This window comes from Autumnicola lenta (genome assembly GCF_031846515.1).
In the GTDB taxonomy this organism is placed as follows: Bacteria; Bacteroidota; Bacteroidia; order Flavobacteriales; family Flavobacteriaceae; genus Autumnicola; species Autumnicola lenta.
The window spans coordinates 18,165-38,434 of sequence record NZ_JAVRHO010000015.1 but is presented as its reverse complement, the minus strand read 5'-3'; the positions used below and the strand labels follow the sequence as shown (position 1 = coordinate 38,434).

General features: G+C 39.2%; 16 protein-coding genes. 4 read left to right on the top strand and 12 right to left on the bottom strand.

What is annotated here, in order from left to right:
• Positions 1-148: 148 nt before the first annotated feature.
• The 5 genes from RM545_RS11460 to RM545_RS11440 all read right to left on the bottom strand — a co-directional run bounded on the left by RM545_RS11460 (position 149) and on the right by RM545_RS11440 (position 5,872).
• Positions 149-1,177 (bottom strand): hypothetical protein, encoded by a 1,029-nt coding sequence (locus tag RM545_RS11460; protein WP_311495419.1) that lies wholly within the window; start codon positions 1,175-1,177, stop codon positions 149-151.
• Between the two features lie 53 nt (positions 1,178-1,230).
• Complete coding sequence (locus RM545_RS11455) at positions 1,231-1,476, bottom strand: hypothetical protein (RefSeq protein WP_311495418.1); 246 nt, start codon at positions 1,474-1,476, stop codon at positions 1,231-1,233.
• 280 nt (positions 1,477-1,756) lie between these two features.
• Positions 1,757-3,112 (bottom strand): M28 family metallopeptidase, encoded by a 1,356-nt coding sequence (locus RM545_RS11450; RefSeq protein ID WP_311495417.1) that lies wholly within the window; start codon positions 3,110-3,112, stop codon positions 1,757-1,759.
• A gap of 124 nt (positions 3,113-3,236) precedes the next feature.
• Entirely contained in the window at positions 3,237-3,524 is a 288-nt protein-coding gene (locus tag RM545_RS11445; protein WP_311495416.1) for a YtxH domain-containing protein, read from the bottom strand.
• Positions 3,525-3,664: 140 nt separating this feature from the next.
• Positions 3,665-5,872 carry a bifunctional alpha,alpha-trehalose-phosphate synthase (UDP-forming)/trehalose-phosphatase gene (locus RM545_RS11440; protein WP_311495415.1) on the bottom strand — a complete coding sequence of 736 codons (2,208 nt, stop codon included), beginning with the start codon at positions 5,870-5,872 and terminating at the stop codon, positions 3,665-3,667.
• A 95-nt stretch (positions 5,873-5,967) separates the two neighbouring features.
• On the opposite strand from RM545_RS11440, the gene RM545_RS11435 reads away from it, so the two are divergent.
• The gene (locus RM545_RS11435) at positions 5,968-7,767 is read left to right on the top strand and encodes a glycoside hydrolase family 15 protein (protein ID WP_311495414.1); all 1,800 of its coding nucleotides are present in this window, start codon (positions 5,968-5,970) and stop codon (positions 7,765-7,767) included.
• Here RM545_RS11435 and RM545_RS11430 read toward each other — a convergent pair.
• On the bottom strand, positions 7,753-8,808 hold the full coding sequence (locus RM545_RS11430) for a mechanosensitive ion channel family protein (RefSeq protein WP_311495413.1): 1,056 nt from the start codon (positions 8,806-8,808) through the stop codon (positions 7,753-7,755). The two genes, RM545_RS11435 and RM545_RS11430, sit on opposite strands and share 15 nt — an antisense overlap.
• Before the next feature lie 237 nt (positions 8,809-9,045).
• Here RM545_RS11430 and RM545_RS11425 point away from each other — a divergent pair, with 237 nt between their 5' ends.
• Positions 9,046-9,951 (top strand): SMP-30/gluconolactonase/LRE family protein, encoded by a 906-nt coding sequence (locus tag RM545_RS11425; RefSeq protein WP_311495412.1) that lies wholly within the window; start codon positions 9,046-9,048, stop codon positions 9,949-9,951.
• Between the two features lie 68 nt (positions 9,952-10,019).
• Here the strand turns inward: RM545_RS11425 and RM545_RS11420 are convergent, their stop codons facing one another.
• The 6 genes from RM545_RS11420 to RM545_RS11395 form a co-directional block, all read right to left on the bottom strand.
• The gene (locus tag RM545_RS11420) at positions 10,020-11,825 is read right to left on the bottom strand and encodes an acyl-CoA dehydrogenase FadE (protein WP_311495411.1); all 1,806 of its coding nucleotides are present in this window, start codon (positions 11,823-11,825) and stop codon (positions 10,020-10,022) included.
• Between the two features lie 51 nt (positions 11,826-11,876).
• A complete protein-coding gene (locus tag RM545_RS11415; protein WP_311495410.1) occupies positions 11,877-12,236 on the bottom strand; it encodes a four helix bundle protein in 360 nt (119 codons plus the stop codon).
• Positions 12,237-12,273: 37 nt separating this feature from the next.
• Positions 12,274-13,464 carry an acetyl-CoA C-acyltransferase gene (locus RM545_RS11410; protein ID WP_311495409.1) on the bottom strand — a complete coding sequence of 397 codons (1,191 nt, stop codon included), beginning with the start codon at positions 13,462-13,464 and terminating at the stop codon, positions 12,274-12,276.
• 153 nt (positions 13,465-13,617) lie between these two features.
• On the bottom strand, positions 13,618-16,023 hold the full coding sequence (locus RM545_RS11405) for a 3-hydroxyacyl-CoA dehydrogenase/enoyl-CoA hydratase family protein (protein ID WP_311495408.1): 2,406 nt from the start codon (positions 16,021-16,023) through the stop codon (positions 13,618-13,620).
• Between the two features lie 54 nt (positions 16,024-16,077).
• Positions 16,078-16,548, bottom strand: a complete 471-nt coding sequence (locus tag RM545_RS11400) for a MarR family winged helix-turn-helix transcriptional regulator (protein ID WP_311483972.1) — start codon at positions 16,546-16,548, stop codon at positions 16,078-16,080.
• Between the two features lie 162 nt (positions 16,549-16,710).
• Positions 16,711-18,486, bottom strand: a complete 1,776-nt coding sequence (locus tag RM545_RS11395; RefSeq protein WP_311495406.1) for an AMP-dependent synthetase/ligase — start codon at positions 18,484-18,486, stop codon at positions 16,711-16,713.
• Positions 18,487-18,768: 282 nt separating this feature from the next.
• Here RM545_RS11395 and RM545_RS11390 point away from each other — a divergent pair, with 282 nt between their 5' ends.
• Both RM545_RS11390 and RM545_RS11385 read left to right on the top strand, forming a co-directional pair.
• Positions 18,769-19,365 carry a DUF4136 domain-containing protein gene (locus RM545_RS11390; protein WP_311495405.1) on the top strand — a complete coding sequence of 199 codons (597 nt, stop codon included), beginning with the start codon at positions 18,769-18,771 and terminating at the stop codon, positions 19,363-19,365.
• 168 nt (positions 19,366-19,533) lie between these two features.
• Positions 19,534-20,190, top strand: a complete 657-nt coding sequence (locus tag RM545_RS11385) for an NAD-dependent epimerase/dehydratase family protein (protein WP_311495404.1) — start codon at positions 19,534-19,536, stop codon at positions 20,188-20,190.
• The last annotated feature ends 80 nt before the right edge of the window (positions 20,191-20,270 follow it).

Below are 20,270 nucleotides of genomic sequence, written 5' to 3'. Positions count from 1 at the left end.
TAGGTTTATGATGCTCTTAAAGGGGTAAGGTTTTTGTAGAACTTAGTAAACAATTTTACCATTTACAGACGAGCATCAAAAAAGGCAAATATCGGCTCTGGCTAGTCGATATTTGCCTTTTTATTCTTCAGATATATACGTTTTTCAACTAGGCTTCCCGTCTTCCGTCATAATCCTTGTTGTGGAATTCTGTTCTATCGTAAAAATCATCTTCCGACGTATTTCCGGCTTTGGTTCTTCTATTTCTGAAGGAGTCTTTATCAGATTCATCGAGAAAATCTTCGTTTTCCGGTCTTCTTTGTTGCTCTTCGCTTTGGTATTGCTGGTCATAAGCAGAACTTGCCTTAGGCGCTTTTGGATTATTTCCCGCTACACGACTTTCTTTAAAGCCATCTTTATAGTCGCGATTACGGTCTTCATCAAATTGGTTTTCTTTATAGTCGCGATCACGGTTTTCATCATAATCCCGTTCCTCTGTAAAGTTATGATCCTGAGATTGTCGCTTCTCCCGGTCACTTCGCAAATCCTTGTCATAAGAAGTATCGGCATGTTTTTCAGAGGTAACTGTGTTACTTCTTCTGGTTTCTGAAGATTCCTTGTGGCGTGGATGCTCCCGTTCTTCAATTTCCTTGCGACGGACTTGCTCATCAGGAATTCTGCTTGCAGAAGTTCTTTCGTACTCCAGATCCTCGGGAGTACTGTTTCTTCTCGCCTTTGCTCTATCTGAAGAGGAATGACGGTTATAGGATTGAAGCACCGTTTCTTCATAACCGCGATCTATATGGCTTCCAGAACGATAACGTTTTGTTTCGGCAAAAGTACGATGATCTATAGTATCGGTATAAATGTATTTCTGATCCCGGTTAATTCCTACCATTCCAACTGGAATAATAACGTGGTTCTCACCCTCTTTATTCACAAATTCATGAACATCTTCATTAGTTGGTTTCCCATAGGGATCGTGATTTGCTTCAATAATGGTTGAGTCTACTTCCACATCCAGATAAACAACCTTTTCAATTTCTTTATTGACCAAAAGGTTGTCCACCTTGCCAATAACACGATTGTCTGAATCTTTCACTGCCCATCCTCTAATATCAGGATCTTTACTGGAGATTTTATAATCTGATAATTCACTGAAGTGGAAAAGATGCTGATTTTTATTTTTTGTGCTCATAGCTTTTATAATTTATTAATCTAAATCTTTTGTTTTTCTGTTATTATAACTTTCTAAACCAGCGCTTCAATTTTAATCCTGAACGGCGCGTGCAGCTCCTGTAGAAATTTTACATTTGATGAATGGAGCAGCAATCCTGGGGCAAGTGTAACTTCTTCTAATTGGTCAGGATTTTCATTTTCTTCATCAACATTGCCATCCTGAAATAAAAAAACAAGTAAAATTATTCCAAGTATAATCGCAGCCAAAATGATCCATAACCATTTGGATTTTTTCTTCTCTACATTTATCTCTGCCATCTCCTTTAGTGGTTTAATTCTATCTAAGGTAAGCACATAAACCTCTCAGATTATCTAAGCTTAATATAAAGTATTGTTAATTAAGGCTTAAGAGTTTTTTCTGAAGTTGCTGCGTTGCAAAAACTGTAGACTGAAAATTAAAACTGGGATTGAAATAATTTTGAAAATGAGCAAAGGCTTACAAAAGCTGAAGGTTTCCCTGTAATTCCAGAACTTGTAAACAAAAAAATCCCGGAAGCTTAAATAAAAGTTTCGGGATAATAGTTTAAATATACAGATTTTATCTATAAGTACCTGAAGGAAAAACAACCAGACTTTCATGCCCTTTTTTCCCGACGGCAGCTACGCCAAAAAAGTAATTGTCTATAACTATACCTTCAAGAGTAAATTCGTTTACGTCACCTACAAAGCGGGAGTGGTCCCAGGTTGGGGAAGTGGTATCCCTCCAGTAGATTTTGTAACCGGCAATATCTCCTTCTACTTCTTTCCACCTCAGTTTTGTAGAAGCTTCCACGATTCCGCCAATTTCGACATTTTCTGGTGCCGGAGGAGCCCAGGCAAGGCTGGCAAGATTAATTGCGTTTACGGCAGTTAATTTTTCAGCATAATCAAAATTAACACCTTCAATTACATCGCCATATGCTATTCCATCTTCCGTTCTTATATCCTGATGCTGACGGTTATAATTTTCATGAGCTTCCATTATTCTTACACCTGCAAAACCAAGATCATTAAAAGGCCGGTGATGGCCGCCGCGTCCAAAGCGATCGAGCCTGTAAATCATCATCGGGTTCATTTCAGGCATATAGGTTTCTGTGGTATTGTGAATATAGCGGGCGAGCTGCCGGGAAATGCCATCTACCTCACCACCATAGAATCTGCGCATGGTCCTTTCCTGTTCAGTTTCAGTAGGAGGGACAGGTTCAGAAAAGATGCGAAAGGTACGGTTATCTATTACTCCGTCGACACCTTCAATATTTCCAATCATATCGTTATTCAGTATGCCTATGATCTCCCAGTTATTTTTTTTGGCATATTCTACCAGGCCTTTTCCTCCAAAGAGTCCCTGTTCTTCTCCAGAAAGTCCCACATAAACGATACTATTTTCGAACTCATAGTTGGAAAGTACTCTTGCGGCTTCGATGGTACCGGCCATCCCGCTGGCGTTGTCATTTGCACCGGGCGCATCACCTTCATAGTCCATAGTATCAGAATTACGGGAATCTATGTCGCCGCTCATGATGATGTAGCGATTAGGATATTTTGTGCCTTTTTGAACGGCAATTACATTAACAATCCATGCCTCATGGGGGATTCGCTGGCCATCTTCGGGAGTTACAAAATCTTTCTGATAAAAAACATCCAGACAATCCTGGCAGTCACCGGAGATATTATCAAATTCAGATTTAATCCACCTTCTGGCGGCACCAATTCCTCTTGTACTGGAAACAGTATCGCTAAAGGTATTTCTGGTGCCGAAATTTGCCAATTTTCGGATATCGTGTTCTATGCTGTCGGCAGAGACTTTTTCAATAATTTCATAGATGCGTGCATCTGTTTGTTGGGAAAGGCCGGTAGAAGATACTAAGACGCTAAAAATGAGAAAAGTTAAGCTTTGGGATAATTTCGTTTTCATGCTTTTAATTTTTGTAAAGATACCACCTCTTTGGCGATGATACAAAAGGGTGATATTTCAAAAGAAGACATAAAAAAAGCTCCGTTTCCGAAGCTTTTTATTCAATTTCATAGAAATGAAACTTTTAGCTGGCTTTCATTTTATGAATTTCAGCCTTAGCTTCATTTATTTTTTCTTCCGATTTTGATTTGCTAAGATTAGCTTTTGTTTTTGCTTTTAACGCATCCACTTTATGGTTTAGGGAATCTGTAAAGTTGTTAATCTTTCCTTTTGCGCCAGAAATATAATCATCTCCTGTTTGAGTGATTGCCTTACGAGTCTCAGCACCTTTTTTTGGAGCAAACAATATACCGGCAACCGCACCTGCAGCAGCCCCTGAAATTAATCCTATCAACAATTTTCCTGATTTCATAATAGTCTGTAGTTTATTAGTTTAGTTTCTAATTCTAATGAGAATGTAAAAGTAACGCGAATAAGCGTTAAGACCATAAACTGCTCGTTAACATTGGTATAAACTTTTTTCTGAAATGTCAATATTTTAACAAAAATGTTCTATCCGTTTTCGGTAAAAGCTTGCAGAATTGTTCTCACTTTTTTAGTGTCTTCTACATAATACCTGGCGCTGGTTTGCTTGATCCCGACTTTTACGGTATACGCTTTTTCAGGAAGTTCTTTAAACATGTATTCATCTGTCCAGTCGTCTCCTATAGCAAAAATGAAATCCTGATCTCTCAATTTTTTGTTTGAAGCTTTTCCTTTGTTAACTCCACTGCTTTTGATTTCCAGCACTTTATTACCATTTAGAACACTTAGTCCATGGTTTGAGATGAGCTCCTTCAATACATTTGATAGTTCATTTGCTCTTATTTCACCCAGTTCAGGATCGGCTTTTCTGTAATGCCATGCCAGGGAATAATTTTTTTCTTCAATAAAAGTACCCGGTGTCCTATCCACAAAATTTTCGATCACGGGTCGAACAGCTTCCATCCAGTCGTTCTTTACATTTTCTGAAAGTACCCAGTCAGCCCTTTTTTCCCGTACCCAAGTCCCATGTTCAGAGATTAGATCGATAGGTGTATCTTCCCACCATCTACCAAGTGTATCTTTATCCCTTCCGCTAATAAGAATAACTTCTGTATTCTCCTGGTTGGCGAGTTTTTTTATAATTGTGATTAATTCTTCGTCGGGTTGGGCATTCTCGGGCTTATCTGCAAAATTTACCAATGTCCCATCGTAATCCAGGAATAGAATCCTGCTTTTCGCATTTTTATAAGTTTCAAGAAGATCATCATACACTTTGGAATTTATTCTTATCGCCTCAAATGCCTGACGGTTATCTTCAGTATTACGCAGGGCTTTCATAAAATCCTGTGCCCACTTCTCTACACTGTAGCGTTTTAACCTCTTTTGAATCATTTTGTTACGCGAAATCTGCTCCTCTTCCGGCATTTCAAAAGCCTGTTTGAGCGTAGAGGCTATTTGGTCAAAATTATTCGGATTAATAATAAGCGCTTCATTCATCTCATGTGCAGCACCTGCCATTTCGCTTAAGATCAAAACACCTGTATGATTGGTCCTGGTGGCTACATATTCCTTAGCAACCAGGTTCATCCCGTCCCTAATGGGTGTAAGTAAAGCAATATCACAGGAAGTATAGAGATCGATAAGATTTTCAAAAGGCATAGACCTGTAGAAGTACCAGATGGGCGTCCAACTTACGGTAGAGAATTTACCATTTATGCGCCCCACAAGTTCATCAATTTCTCTTTTTAGGCGTTGATATTGCGGCACATTGGAACGGGAAGGAACAGCGAGCATGACAAGCCTTACTTTTTCAATAAATTCCGGATATTTGTCCAGAAAATATTCAAAAGCCCTTAGGCGGTTAGCAATTCCCTTTGTATAATCCAGGCGATCCAGACTTAAAATTAATTTAGCATCTGGTGTAGCCTTTAGGTGGTGATCCAGCCTTTGTTGTAATTCAGAATGATTTTCGGATGTTTTTTCAAAATGATCAAGTGCAGCTTTTTCAAATTTTTCGTAATCAATTCCCATTGGGAAGGAATCTACCTTCACAATTCTGTCTGGAAGCGTAATTTCATTAAAATCTACCTGGTGCCTAAGAATCCGGCTAACAGAACTCAGGAAATGTCTTTCATAATCGTAGGTGTGGAATCCTATAAGATCGGCACCTAAAACTCCTTCCAGAACTTCATCCCTCCATGGGAGCGTTCTAAACACTTCATAAGAAGGGAATGGTATATGGTTGAAAAAGCCAATTATCGCATCTGGAGCCTGTTCCCTAATCATTTTAGGAACCAATAGCAACTGGTAATCGTGTACCCAAATGTGATCTCCCTCCTGATAATGCTTTAAAACTTCATCGGCATATTTTTGATTTACCTGTTTATAGGTTTCCCAGTACCAGTCATCAGATTCGGTAAATTCCATAAAATAATGAAATAGTGGCCAGATGGTACGGTTACTAAACCCATAGTAGAACCCTTCAATTTCATCTTCAGTAAGATTAACCGCCACGCAATCTTCTTCCCGGGCTTTGCTTTTAACATCATCAAGGAGATGTTCGGGGATTTCTTCTACAGTCATTCCACTCCATCCTATCCAGATACTGTCTCCTTCTTTATGAAAGGACTTGAGACCTGTTGCAAGACCACCAACGCTGGGGGTAACTTCCAATTTTTCATTTTGAAGGTTAATTTGTAAGGGTAATCTGTTCGAGATAATTATGGTTTTGCTCATATTTTTCGTTGGTTCTGTTGCAGCAAAGTTGATTTTTCTTAAATTTCCGAAAATCATATTAGAATACCACCCTTTTAAAAGAACTTTAAGATTATATGGAAAATTTAGATTACGGAATAATTGGAAACTGTAAAAGTGCTGCCCTGGTTTCAAAAACTGGTTCTATGGATTGGTGTTGTCTCCCCAACTTCAATTCGGCAGGAATTTTTGCAAAATTATTAGACGATGAGATAGGAGGAAGTTTCGAAATAAATACAGGTGATGATTATAATATAGAGCAGGAATATCTTTGGGAAACCAATATTTTAAGTACAGTGTTTGATAATGGCGAGGATGCATTTCAGCTAATCGATTTCATGCCACGCTATTCGCGCAATGATGGTTCTTACTACGCTCCGCCAGATATTATAAGGTTTTTTCGGTTACTTAAGGGAGCTCCTAAGTTTAAAGTTATTTACAATCCGCGCCTGGAGTTTGCAAAGGAAAAAACGTTTAATGAGAATAAAGGCTCTTATATTAAAAGCTTTACAAGAGAAGGGAAATATGACTCCCTCTTCTTATATTCAAGTTTTGATCTGGACAGTATTCTCGAAGAAAGGGAAATTGTTCTGAAGGAAAATTCTTACTGTTTACTCGCCTATCATGAGAAACTTATTCCTCAAACCCTGGACAGGTCATACCTTAAATTTCAAAGGACGAAAACTTATTGGATGAACTGGAGCGAAAAGACAACCAGGTATTCTCATTATCACAACGAAATTATGAGAAGCGCATTGGTTCTTAAAGCTTTGAGCTATAAAAAATCGGGTGCTGTTCTGGCTGCAGCTACCACTTCTTTGCCGGAGACGATTGGAGAGGAACGTAACTGGGATTACCGGTTTTGTTGGATTAGGGATGCCTCTATGGTGATAAAAGTGATGGCCGGATTAGGCCATGTGCAGTCTGCCAAAGAGTTTCTTCAGTTTATTATTGATATTATACCGCACAAAGATGAAAAAATTCAAATCATGTACGGTATAAATGGAGAAAAGGAACTTACTGAACATATTTTGGATCATTTAAAGGGCTATAAAGGTTCTGCTCCTGTTAGAACCGGTAATGCAGCATATATTCAGAAGCAAAATGACATTTATGGAATTTTGATGGAGGTAATTTATCAGCAGTTCCTTCAGTTTGAAACTTCTTTGGAAAATAGCGAGGAATTGTGGACCATCGTTCGTGGAATCGTAATGATTGTGGAAGAAAACTGGCAAAAACCAGATAAGGGTATATGGGAACTTCGTACCGAAGACCGCCATTTTGTTTTTTCAAAACTTCTATGTTGGGTCGCAATAGACCGGGCTATAAAAATTGGAGAGGTTTTGCGTATGGGAATAAACGATACAAAATGGAAAACCCTGCGTGCAGATATTTATAATGATATTTATAACAATGGTTGGAATGAAGAAATCCAGGCATATACACAATCCTACGGTTCAAAAGATCTTGATGCTTCCACTTTACTAATGGAGTCTTATGGGTTTATTGAAGCAGAAGATCCACGTTTTGAAAGTACAGTGAGGGCGACAGAAAAGGAACTTTGCCGCGACGGACTTATGTATCGCTATAAAAATAAAGATGATTTTGGAGAACCTACATCATCCTTTACGATCTGTACTTTCTGGCTCATTGATAGCCTATATAAAATAGGAGAAAGAGAGAAAGCTAGAGCTATGTTTGATCAGCTTCTTTCTTACAGCAATCATTTAGGGCTTTTTAGTGAAGATATAGATTTTGAAACCAAACGTTTGTTAGGGAATTTTCCACAGGCATATTCTCATCTGGCACTAATTGAAACAGCAGCGAATTTTAGTAAAGGACTGGTTTCTGAAGAAAACTTTTTAGGAGTTTTCTAAGGGCTTTTCTGTGGGGATACTAATTCTCGTTTTCGGCAGGCTTTCAGGGTAGTTTTTCTGGATATACTTTAACATATTTTCCCGAAGATATACCCTGAGATCCCAAGCCGTTGAAGAATCTTTAGCGCTTACCAGTAATCTCACTTCCACAGTTTTTTCAGTTGCATCTGTAACCTGGATAACGTTTACCTGTTTATCCCAAAACGGAGTAGCTTCCAGCAGCCGTGTTTGTTCTTCCCTCAATTTTTCAACCGGAATTTGATAGTCTGTATAAAGAAATACAGTTCCAAGAATGTCGGCAGACTGTCGCGTCCAGTTCTGAAAAGTATTTTCAATGAAATATGTAGAAGGAACGACCAGTCTTCTTTTATCCCAGATCCGTACCACAACATAAGTGAGGGTGATTTCTTCGATTTTCCCCCATTCTCCTTCTACAATTACAACATCCTCGAGTCTTATGGGCTGTGTTAACGCGATCTGTATTCCGGCAAGCAGCGTCCCTATGGCCTTTTGAGCTGCCAGACCTATAATTATTCCCGCGATCCCTGCAGAAGTTAATAAGCTTATCCCTACAGAACGGATACTTTCAAAAGTCATTAATGCTATACTCACTGCCAGAAGAACAATTATAAAAATTATAATGTTCTCCAGGATCATAAACTGAGTGTAAACTTTCCGGGCTTTTAGATTATCTTCAGTATCAACATCGTACTTCCGAAGCATTTGGACCTTAAAAACCTTCAGAAAGATGATAAGGATCCAGGCCACGCTCAGTATAATCCCAATCGTACTGAGGCGGCCAACAATGGAGTAGGTATAATCAAACCTGAATAGCCTGGCGATAATAGCAACTTTAGCCAAAAGACAACACAGAAATATTAGCAAAGGAACCCGGATTCTATTGGCAAAGTTGACGGGTAAGATATTTCGTGGATCTTTACCTATTCTTCTTAGAAGATAAAATGTAGATACAAAGCATACGATTAACGCAATAATACCTGCAATTGTATATTGAAGCATTTCCTGATCCAGTTCTTCCATATTTGGGTAATTCTAAATATTATTTTTAAAACTATATAAAAAATGCTTCTTTTTGAATTAAAATGGATCAAATTAAGCTCTTTTTAACTATATAAGCTTCATTTTTTTTGCCTGTAAGACTTTCTTTGTCATTTCTGAAGAATATCTACCATAGTTCTTTTAGATTTAGAGAAATTTGTAAACCTTAAAAAGAGGAGACTCCAAAATGCCAATTATCGACCTTAAGAAATGACACATATGAAAGCTAATTTTATTTTATTCTTCGGAATTATCAGTCAGGTGTTTGCCGTACAAAGTTGCGGTGCACAGAATAGTCGCATCGTTACCGAAGGAGCAGAACTTCGTCTCGTTGCAGATGGATATGATTTTACTGAAGGGCCGGCGGCAGATAAAAACGGCGACGTGTTCTTTACAGATCAACCAAATGACCATATTATTAAATATGATGTTGAAGCTGATTCAGTTTCTGTTTTTATGGAAGGAGCGGGAAGGTCTAACGGACTTTATTTTGATGATGAAAATAATCTCATAGCCTGTGCAGATGAAGAATTTCAGCTTATCAAAATAAGCCCCAATAAGGATATTGAAGTTCTTGTAGATGATTTTGAGGGGAAAAAATTAAATGGCCCTAATGACCTCTGGATAGCTGAAGATGGAGGAATTTACCTGACTGATCCTTATTACCAAAGGCCTTACTGGGATCGCACATCTCCCGATCTGGAAAGTCAAAATGTATATTACCTGGCTCCTGGTGCAAAATCATTAATTACTGTAGCAAAAGATCTTGTGCAGCCCAATGGAATTATTGGAACTTTGGATGGCAAGACACTGTATGTAGCAGATATTGGAGACAAAAAAACCTATTCCTATACTATTGCTACAGATGGCAGTTTGAGCGAAAAAACCTTATTTGTAGAAATGGGTTCAGATGGGATGACTTTAGATAACCAGGGAAATTTGTATATAACCGGGGATGGCGTAACGGTTTTTGATAAAAACGGAAAACAAATTAAGCATATTGCTGTAAATGAGAACTGGACTGCAAATGTAACTTTTGGAGGAAAAAATGGACAGACTTTATTTATTACTGCAATGGATGCATTATACAGCCTTAAAATGAACGTAAAAGGAGTGAGATGGTAGAAGAGTTTTTAGCTGAATTATATAAAAAAGCCGTCTGAAGACGGCTTTTTTTGCAATAAACAGCATGCTTAGAAGCAATATTTGTTTTCTGAAGTCAGTTTTTCAGCTATTAGGTTTCGTAATTGAACAACATTCGGGTGATTCTGGTATTTCGTAAAGCGCTTTAGTCCCATAAGCATCATACGCTGCTCGTCACCTTCAGCAAAAGATACAATTCCCTCTTTAGCCTTTTGGTTCACTGTGTCTACAGCATGATACAGATAGAGCTTAGCCATGGCGATTTGCTCTTTTTGAGCATCCTCACCAAAACGTTTTGCATTCTTTTCAGCTCTTAGAATGGCAGATTCTGCCAGGTAAATTTCAATTAAAATATCTGCGGAAGCCATTAAAAGCTGCTGATGTTCTTCCAGTTGAGGTCCAAATTTTTGTACGGCGCTCCCGGCAGTCATTAAAAATACCTTTTTAAGCTTGCCGATCATTTCTTTTTCTTCTGCGAACAATTCAGAATAATCGGGTTTGTCCATAGAAGGAATTCCGGTTAACTCGTCTGCCACAGCTGTAGCCGGCCCCAGAAGATCAACATGCCCTTTCATGGCTTTTTTAACCAGCATTCCAACGGCAAGCATGCGATTAATCTCGTTGGTGCCTTCGTAAATTCTGGCAATACGGGCATCCCTCCATGCAGATTCCATTGGGGTATCAGCAGAGAATCCCATTCCGCCGTAAATCTGAATCCCTTCATCACTACAATTCTGAATATCTTCAGAACAGGCTACTTTTAAGATCGAACATTCAATAGCATATTCTTCAACACCCTTAAGTTCAGCTTCAGCATGTGAATTTCCACTTTCTAATCTTAGGTTAATACGATCTTCAATATTTTTTGCTGCCCTGTAAGACGCCGCTTCCCCGGCGTATGCTGATGTTGCCATTTCTGCAAGTTTGGATTTTATAGCACCAAACTTCGCAATTGGGGTATCAAACTGAACTCTGTCGTTGGCATATTTTACAGAAAGGTCGGTCACGCGTCTTTGTGCATCCAAAGAAGCTGCGGCAAGTTTAATCCTCCCGATGTTCAATGCATTCATGGCAATTTTAAAACCATTTCCCCTTTCAGAAAGCATATTTTCCACCGGAACCTTAGTGTCATTAAAGAAAACCTGGCGGGTAGAGGAGGAGTGGATTCCCAGCTTTTTCTCTTCTTCGCCAAAGGTGATTCCATTTTTTGGATCATTTTCAACTATAAAGCCGGTGATGTTCTTATCATCTTCAATCCTCGCGAAAACAATAAACACATTTGCAAAACCTGCGTTGGAGATCCACATTTTTTGTCCGCTAATGCTGTAATAGTGGTCATCTTCAGAAAGAACTGCTTTTGTCTTTCCGGAATTGGCATCACTACCCGCTCCCGGCTCCGTAAGGCAATAGGCACCAAACCATTCCCCAGTTGCTAATTTTGGAACATACTTTTTCTTCTGTTCTTCAGTTCCATAAAGTGTAATCGGCATTGTACCAATTCCTGTGTGCGCACCAAAAGCAGTGGCGATAGAGCCGGTGGCGCCCGATATATAATCACACACCAACATCGTGGAAACAAAGCCCATTCCCAGCCCGTCGTATTCTTCCGGGACAGCAACTCCAAGGAAACCAAGCTCCCCTGCTTTGCGCATGATTTCTTCGGTTAAGTTATAGTTCTTCTTTTCGAACTCTTCTTTGTTCGGCCAGATCTCACGCTCCACAAATTCCTTAACAGAATCGCGCATCATAATTTGTTCGTCGTTAAAGTCTTCCGGAGTGAAAACATCTTCGCAGCTGGTTTCCTTTACCAGGAATTGGCCACCGCGGAGTAATTCTTTATTTTCTGTAGTTTCCATTTTATTATTCTGAATTATAAAGAAAACAGATAAGAGAGAAAAGAAAAGAGACTATAGCTTGTTTTGAAAGCTCATTGTCATCTTCTGAAATTCTGTAATCTTCTCTTCTAAGTTTTCTAATTGTTGTTGATTAATATAATTTTTATGCTTTGCTATTAAAAGTTGAGTACCTAATTCAAAAGAAGATCCTAAAGAAATGTCCAAATAATGAGAAAAACCTTTTTCTGTTTTAGCAGAACCTTCGGCTATATTACTAGGCACGGAAATAGAACATCGGCTCATTTGAGAACTCAAATCATATTTTTCATGATTAGGGAATTTGAGTAATAGATCCGAAGTATCATTAGCTATCTCAAGACCTAACTTCCAAATCTTGAGATTTTTATAATTATGCCTTTTTCTTTGGGTCATTTATATTTTCTCTATTCTTTTCTCTCTATTCTTTTTTCTACGAAAGAAACTCATAAACTCCCGCAGCTCCCTGTCCGGTTCCGACGCACATGGTTACAAGGCAATGTTTATTTTTGAGGTTTCTTTTGCGCATTTCGTCAAAAATCTGAACAGATAGTTTTGCTCCAGAACATCCCAGAGGGTGGCCCATAGCAATTGCACCACCGTTAACATTTACTACATCGGGATTTAATCCTGTCTCGCGGATTACCGCGAGGGATTGGGAAGCAAAAGCTTCGTTTAATTCTATGAGTTCCATATCCTGCAGTTTGAGTCCGGCGCGTTTTAAAGCTTTAGGAATGGCAATTACAGGGCTAATTCCCATTACGCGTGGATCTACCCCGGCCACACCGTAGTTTACTAGTCGCGCAATAGGTTCCAGATTTAATTCTTTTACCATTTCTTCATTCATTACCATCGTAAAAGCAGCACCATCGCTCATTTGGGAAGCATTACCTGCAGTTACACTTCCTCCTTCTCTAAATACCGGTCTTAGACGGGAAAGTGCTTCTACAGAAGTATCTGCACGTGGACCTTCATCTTTGTCTACAGTATACTTTCGGGTTTCCTTTTTCCCTTCAGCATTAATAAAATTTTCTTCGACTTCAATAGGGACGATCTGATCTTTAAATTTATCTTCCTTTAAAGCTTTTAGTGCCTTTTGATGAGAATTGAAGGCAAACTCATCCTGATCTTCACGGCTGATATTGTACCTTTTTGCCACCTCTTCTGCAGTAAGTCCCATTCCCCAGTAATAATCTTCGTGGCCCTCTTTTGCAACCTGATAATTGGGAACGGGTTTGTAACCACCCATTGGAATATAGCTCATACTTTCTGAACCACCTGCAATAATACAGTCTGCCATTCCCGCCTGGATCTTAGCCGAAGCCATTGCAATGGTTTCAATTCCCGAAGCGCAGTAGCGGTTAACAGTCACGCCGGGAACATCTTCAATGTCCAGTCCCATTAAAGAGATTAAACGTCCCATGTTGAGCCCCTGTTCAGCTTCGGGCATCGCATTTCCAACCATCACGTCGTCAATACGTTTCTTGTCCAACTGCGGAAGCTCTTTCATTAGATGTTCAATGGTTTCCGCTGCCAGTTCATCTGGTCTTTTAAACCGAAACACTCCGCGGGGAGCCTTTCCCACTGCGGTTCTATATGCTTTTACTATGTATGCTGTTTTCATATAAGCCCCCTATCCCCCGAAGGGGGAACACCTATTAGGGGTTAATAGGATTTTTTATCCTTGTTCCTTTAAAGAGAACAACAGGATTTTATTAAACAAAATTTTTCCAGAACGTCTTTTACTCCTCCCCTTTGGGGAGGCTGGGTGGGGCTTCTAATTTCTTAGCGGTTTCCCCTTCTGCAACATGTGCTGAAGCCTTTCCAGAGTTTTGCGTTCTCCGGTAAGGGAAAGGAAAGCTTCCCGTTCCAGGTCCAGTAGGTATTGTTCACTTACATAAGACGCTTCAGAAAGATCACCACCGGCCATCACGTAGGCTAACTTGTTGGCAATTTTCTTATCGTGTTCGCTAATGTATTTTCCTGCAAACATCTGGTCTGTTCCTACCAAAAATGCTCCAAGTGCCTGTTTTCCAAGTACCTTAATATCTGTTCTATGGATGGGTTTTGTATATCCGTTTTCTGCCATTAGCAAAGCGTGTTTCTTAGCAATTGCAAGTTGCCTGTCCGGATTCACTACTACAATATCTTTTCCTTTCTGAAGAATATTGGTGTCAAAAGCTTCGTATGCTGATGTGGATACTTTTGCCATTCCTATCGTAAGGAAGTGCTCTCTTAACCTGTTAAGCTCTACATCGTCTTTTTGAAAAGTATCTGAAGCTCTAACCGTCATTTCCTTGGAACCACCACCGCCTGGAATAACACCAACTCCAAATTCAACAAGACCAATATAAGTTTCGGCTGCGGCAACAACTTTATCTGCATGCAGTGAAAGTTCACATCCGCCGCCCAGCGTCATCGCGTGTGGTGCGGCAACTGTGGGAATAGAGGAGTAGCGCATGCGCATCATGGTATCCTGAAAATATTTAATGGCCATATTCAGTTCTTCATATTCCTGCTCTACAGCCATCATAAAGATCATCCCAATATTTGCACCCACAGAGAAGTTTTTACCATTATTGGCAACTACTAATCCCTGGTAGTCTCTTTCAGCAATATCAATGGCTTTGTTAAGGCCGTCTAGAACATCACCGCCAATACTGTTCATTTTACTTCGGAATTCGACATTCAGGATTCCATCACCAAGATCTTCAACTACAACTCCGCTGTTTTTAAAGACTTCTTTGGATTCCCTAATGTTGTCCAGGATAATAAATGCATCCTGGCCGGGAACTTTTACTTGTTCTTTCTTCGGAATGTCATAGTAATAGGTATTACCGTTTTTCACGGTGTAAAAACTCTTACTGCCACTCGCCAGCATTTCGTTTACCCATGCGGCAGGCTCGTAACCTTCCGCTTTCATCATTTCAATTCCTTTTTCTACACCAAGGGCATTCCATATCTGGAATGGCCCATGCTCCCAGCCAAAACCGGCACGCATGGCATCATCAATTTTATAAAACTCATCGGTTATCTCCGGAATTCGGTTTGAAGCGTAAGCAAACAAAGCAGAAAAGTTTTTTCTGTAGAATTCCCCCGCTTTGTCTTTTCCGTTTATAAGCACTTCAAATCGGTCTTCGACTTTATCAATCGTCTTGGTTTGCTCCAGTGTGCCGAAATTTGCCTTTTTTTGATCCCGGTATTCCAGCGTGTTTAAATCCAAAGATTTAATTTCACTGGATCCATCGTCTTTTTTGATTTTCTTGTAGAATCCCTGTCCGGTTTTACTTCCCAGCCATTTGTTGTCCATCATGGTCTGGATAAAATCCGGAAGTGCGAAAAGATCGTGGGCTTCATCATTGGGAACACCTTTATGTAAGCCATTTGCAACGTGCACGAGGGTATCCAGCCCAACAACATCAACCGTTCGAAAGGTAGCCGACTTTTGGCGGCCAATTACCGGTCCTGTAAGCTTATCTACTTCTTCAATGGTCATATCCATATCCTTTACCATATGGAAAAGGCTCATAATGCTGAAAATACCCACCCGGTTTCCAATAAATGCCGGGGTGTCTTTTGCTACTACAGAAGTTTTTCCGAGGAATTTTTCTCCGTACTCATTCAGAAACTGAAGAACTTCTTCTGAAGTTTTTGGCCCGGGAATAATCTCGAATAACCGCAGATATCGTGGCGGATTAAAGAAGTGCGTTCCGCAGAAATGCTTCTGAAAATCTTCACTTCTTCCTTCACTCATTTGCTGAATTGGAATTCCCGAGGTATTTGAAGTAATTAAAGTTCCTTCTTGTCTATGCTTCTCCAGGTTTTCGAAAACCTGTTGTTTAATATCCAGCCGTTCTACAACAACTTCAATTATCCAGTCAACTTCAGAAACTTTAGAAATATCGTCCTCAAGGTTTCCGGTTTTTATCCTCCGTGCGAAATCCTGATGGTAAATTGGAGAAGGTTTGGATTTTAAAGAAGCCTGGAGAGAATCGTTTACAATACGATTTCTTACAGCTTTATCTTCAAGGCTCAGGCCTTTCTTTTTTTCTTTGTCATTTAGTTCGCGGGGAATAATGTCCAGCAGTAATACCTCCACACCAATATTGGCAAAGTGGCAGGCAATCCCGCTTCCCATAATTCCGGAGCCTATAACGGCAACTTTATTAATTCTTCGTTTCATACATTTCGTTTTTTGGCAGAGATATCAATAAAAATGTCTGTACCATTTATATCACTATTGGTCAGTTTCTAATTTATTTAAGCTGATTTCTTCTTTGTAGATTTTTCTTTCAGAAATAAGGTCGGTGATGGTATTGGCAACTTTATTGAAGGTCGCGAGTTCTTGAGGCGTAACATTTTCTTTTACAGCTTCATCAAACCGCAAGACAACTCTTTTTGAAAAATCCCGCATTTCCTTCCCAAAATCAGTGAGATGCAAAAGAACACTTCTACCATCTTCCGGGTTTTTCTTTCTAAGGATTAATCCTTTCTCCTCCATGGTTTTAAGGATACGTGACAAACTGGTGGCTTCCATTCCCATTTTGGGTCCAAGAGAGGTAGAGGGTGTTCCGTTTTCGGGATCTATACTCAGGAGAGCAAAACCTGTAGCCATGGTGCTTCCTGCTTTTCCGGCTTCTTCATTATACATCTTGGAAACTGCCATCCAGGTAGCCCGCAATACGTAATCAATGGTTTTTTCCTTCATTGTTTTTGTCTGTGAATTCCAAAGTTAGCAAAAAATATTATGCATGCATAATAAAAGACAGTCAAAAATTATAGGAATCTAAAAGTTTTAGGTTAGAGGCTGAAAAAAAACTCTCCGGTGGCGGAGAGTTTAAAATACATATACTATTTTGAAAATCAGTAATTAATGCTGGTAAATTTTATCATATAGATCTGAGTAACGATCTTTAATGTTTCTTCTCTTCAGTTTCATGGTAGGAGTAAGCTGATCGTTATCGATTCCCCACACTTCGGGTATTAATTCAAATTTCTTTACCTGCTCCCAGTGACCGAATTTTATATTATAAAAATCAACTTCTTCCTGGATCCTTGAAATCACTTCAGAATTTCTCACAAGAGCGTCGTTGGAATCACCAATATCAATTTTTTTACGTTCTGCCCAATCCCGTACAAATTCGAAGTTTGGCTGAATGAAAGCTGCAGGCATTTTTTCACCTTCCCCAATAACCATAATTTGTTCTATAAAACGGGATTGCTTCATAATATTCTCGATAATTTGAGGAGCAACATATTTTCCTCCGGAAGTTTTGAACATTTCTTTTTTTCTGTCGGTAATCTTCAAAAATCCATCTTTATCAATTTTACCAATATCCCCGGTGTGAAAAAATCCATCTGAATTTATGGCTTCTCTGGTTTTTTCTTCATCCTTATAATACCCGATCATAAGATTGGGGCCTTTGGTCAGAATTTCCCCGTCTTCAGCAATTTTCACTTCTACATTATCTATAACTTTTCCTACAGTCCCTATTCTAAAGCCTTTGTTCCGTTCATCATTAACAGCAATTACAGGAGAGGTTTCTGTTAATCCGTAACCTTCCATAACCGGAATTTCAGCTGCAGCAAAAACCCTTGCGAGTCTTGGCTGTAAGGCAGCACTACCCGAAACAATTAGATCAATATTTCCTCCCAGTCCTTCTTTCCATTTGGAGAAGATCAATTTTCTGGCAAGGCTCAACCTGGTCTCATACCACCAGCCGTTTGCACCATAAGGCTCATATTGTAAGCCCAGTTCCACGGCCCAGTAAAAAAGTTTTCTTTTTATTCCACTAAGGGTATTTCCCTTTGCAATAATTTTATCGTAAACTTTTTCGAGTAATCTCGGAACTGCAGTAATTACATGCGGTTTTACTTCTTTAAGGTTGTCACTTATTTTATCGATGGACTCAGCAAAATAAATGGAAACACTGTAGTACTGGTACAGGTAAAGAATCATCCTTTCAAATATGTGGCATACCGGAAGAAAACTTAGACCCACATAAGTTCCAAATTCAAACGGAACCCGCGGGGCACTGTTCAAAACATCGCTTACTATATTTTCATGAGAAAGCATCACGCCTTTGGGTCTTCCTGTAGTGCCGGAGGTGTAGATTAAGGTTGCAAGGTCGCTGGACTTTACAGATTTTTTTAACTTTTCCACTTCGTCCTGATTTCCCTTATCTTCCCCCAGTTTCATCACTTCTTTCCAGTTCTTACAGGTGGCGATTTCATTAAAGCTGTAAACTTCTTTGAGTTTTGTTTTTCCTTTAATGGCATTAAGTTTTTGCAGGACTTCTTCATCAGAAACAAAACAGTAAGTAGCTTCACTATGGTTTAGGACATACTCATAATCTTCTTCAGAAATTGTTGGATAAACAGGTACGTTTTGAGCTGCTATCTGCAAAACACCAATATCAAGAATGTTCCATTCTGTTCTATTGGAACTAGAGATAACGGCAATCTTATCGTTTGGTTTTACTCCAAGCCTAAGAAGTCCCCTGCTCATGGTATTGGCCCTGTCGATGTATTGCTGTGTAGAAATTGATTCCCAGGCGTTATTATATTTTGTACTTAAAGCTTTTTCCAGGGGATGATTCTCCAACTGATAATATGGAAAATCAAAAAGTCTTTTTATCTCTGTCATGCGTCCTGTTAATATGGGATTCTCTGCAAAATAGCAATTTTCTATCCTATATCAAATGGAATTTTTAAAAAAAGAAGTGTTATTTTATCAAGTATTAAACATAAAAATTATTAATTAACTATTCTTAAATATGGTGTCTATAGCCCAGCACGCTTTCTATTCCTGCCAAGATTGTATTAAAAATATCCGATTTTCGTTAAACTGATTCTAAATTTTTTATCTCGTAAAAAATTTCTCAATTAACTATGTAACTTATGGATTCATTCTAAAAACACAAAGATTATGAAAGCTATGAAATCTATTTTAATTTGTTCAATATTACTAATGGTATTGAGCTGTGGGCCGCGGGTACAAACGGTTAAACCTATGGACACAGATCTTAGCAAGTATAGTACTTTTGCTTACCTGCCCAATACTAATGCTGAAGTTCCCGGCAAAGCTTATAATGATGAAAATGTAAACCGTATGATTGTAGAAACGGTCAACCAGAATATGAGTCAGACCGGCTATACCTTAGACAGGGATAACCCCGATCTTTTGGTGCTGATAAGCACTTCTACTGAGATTGAAAGGGAAACCACTACAGACCCTGTGTATGCAACTTATCCTTATACTGCGGGAGTAGGTACGGTAAGCCCGTACTACGGTTCTTATTACTACCGTGGTTATAATACTTTTGGCGGAGGAGTAATGGGCTACGATACAGATACTTATGCTTATGAAGAAGGTACTGTGGTCATCAACCTGGTAGACAGGCAAACGAAGGAAACTGTCTGGAAAGGAATGACGTCTGATGCTCTTTATGATCAGTCTAATACCGCTGCCAAGAGGGAGTTGGTAAATCAAATTTTTGAAGAATACCCGTTAAACAATAATTAATCATAGGTTTTTTTAAACTTCTTCTAACACCTTTTTCGGGATTCTTCTGAAAAAGGTGTTTTTTATATTATCTTGGTTGAAGATCGTCTTTTTGTGTAAGAGTCTTTTCTTTTTAAGCAAACAATACTTTTCTATTCCATTTAATTTTAAATTTAGATTGCAAGGCAAATGAAAGATTCAGGACTTAAAATTATCCTTACCGGCGCCACGGGAATGGTAGGTGAAGGTGTTCTTCGGGTTTGTCTGGAACAACCCGAAGTAGAAAAAATATTGGTGGTTACCCGTAGCCCATCAGGAATTTATCACGAAAAACTGGAAGAAATTATTCTGAAGGATTTTTTCCATGTTGAAAAAATCCGAAGTGAAATAACCGGATATGATGCCTGCTTTTTCTGTGCCGGAATTTCGGCAATAGGAAAGAAGGAAGAAGAATACCGCAGAGTGACCCACGATCTAACCTTGCAATTTGCTAAAATTTATAGTGCTCAAAATCCCGATGCCGTTTTCATATACGTATCTGGTGCAGGCACTAACCCCGATGGGAAATTAATGTGGGCAAGGGTTAAAGGTAAAACCGAACAGGATTTACAAAAATTACCGCTCCAGGTTTACAATTTTCGTCCGGCTATAATGAAACCAAGAAAAGAAGCGAAGCAGGCACCTGGATTTTACCAATATTCCCGCTGGCTCCATAATCTGGGGCAAAAATTATTTCCCAATGCTTTTTCTACTACAGATGAGGTAGGACTGGCAATGCTGGAAGCCACTATGAATGGTTATTCTAAAACGATTCTGGAAGTAAGTGATATTAGCAAATTAAGCTGACTGCAACAGTCTTTTCCGGTAGTTTGGAAATAAATAAACCTCCCAAAATGTAGTTTGAGAGGCCTGTGAAAATCCGAATA

Excerpts from the sequence above, each read along its gene's own strand:
- RM545_RS11415 (WP_311495410.1), bottom strand. The coding sequence starts at position 12,236 with ATGACCCAAAGAAAAAGGCATAATTATAAAAATCTCAAGATTTGGAAG.
- RM545_RS11400 (WP_311483972.1), bottom strand. The coding sequence starts at position 16,548 with ATGAAGGAAAAAACCATTGATTACGTATTGCGGGCTACCTGGATGGCA.
- RM545_RS11455 (WP_311495418.1), bottom strand. The coding sequence starts at position 1,476 with ATGGCAGAGATAAATGTAGAGAAGAAAAAATCCAAATGGTTATGGATC.
- RM545_RS11460 (WP_311495419.1), bottom strand. The coding sequence starts at position 1,177 with ATGAGCACAAAAAATAAAAATCAGCATCTTTTCCACTTCAGTGAATTA.
- RM545_RS11425 (WP_311495412.1), top strand. The coding sequence starts at position 9,046 with ATGAAAGCTAATTTTATTTTATTCTTCGGAATTATCAGTCAGGTGTTT.
- RM545_RS11440 (WP_311495415.1), bottom strand. The coding sequence starts at position 5,872 with ATGAGCAAAACCATAATTATCTCGAACAGATTACCCTTACAAATTAAC.
- RM545_RS11445 (WP_311495416.1), bottom strand. The coding sequence starts at position 3,524 with ATGAAATCAGGAAAATTGTTGATAGGATTAATTTCAGGGGCTGCTGCA.
- RM545_RS11450 (WP_311495417.1), bottom strand. The coding sequence starts at position 3,112 with ATGAAAACGAAATTATCCCAAAGCTTAACTTTTCTCATTTTTAGCGTC.
- RM545_RS11430 (WP_311495413.1), bottom strand. The coding sequence starts at position 8,808 with ATGGAAGAACTGGATCAGGAAATGCTTCAATATACAATTGCAGGTATT.
- RM545_RS11385 (WP_311495404.1), top strand. The coding sequence starts at position 19,534 with ATGAAAGATTCAGGACTTAAAATTATCCTTACCGGCGCCACGGGAATG.
- RM545_RS11395 (WP_311495406.1), bottom strand. The coding sequence starts at position 18,486 with ATGACAGAGATAAAAAGACTTTTTGATTTTCCATATTATCAGTTGGAG.
- RM545_RS11420 (WP_311495411.1), bottom strand. The coding sequence starts at position 11,825 with ATGGAAACTACAGAAAATAAAGAATTACTCCGCGGTGGCCAATTCCTG.
- RM545_RS11405 (WP_311495408.1), bottom strand. The coding sequence starts at position 16,023 with ATGAAACGAAGAATTAATAAAGTTGCCGTTATAGGCTCCGGAATTATG.
- RM545_RS11390 (WP_311495405.1), top strand. The coding sequence starts at position 18,769 with ATGAAAGCTATGAAATCTATTTTAATTTGTTCAATATTACTAATGGTA.
- RM545_RS11435 (WP_311495414.1), top strand. The coding sequence starts at position 5,968 with ATGGAAAATTTAGATTACGGAATAATTGGAAACTGTAAAAGTGCTGCC.
- RM545_RS11410 (WP_311495409.1), bottom strand. The coding sequence starts at position 13,464 with ATGAAAACAGCATACATAGTAAAAGCATATAGAACCGCAGTGGGAAAG.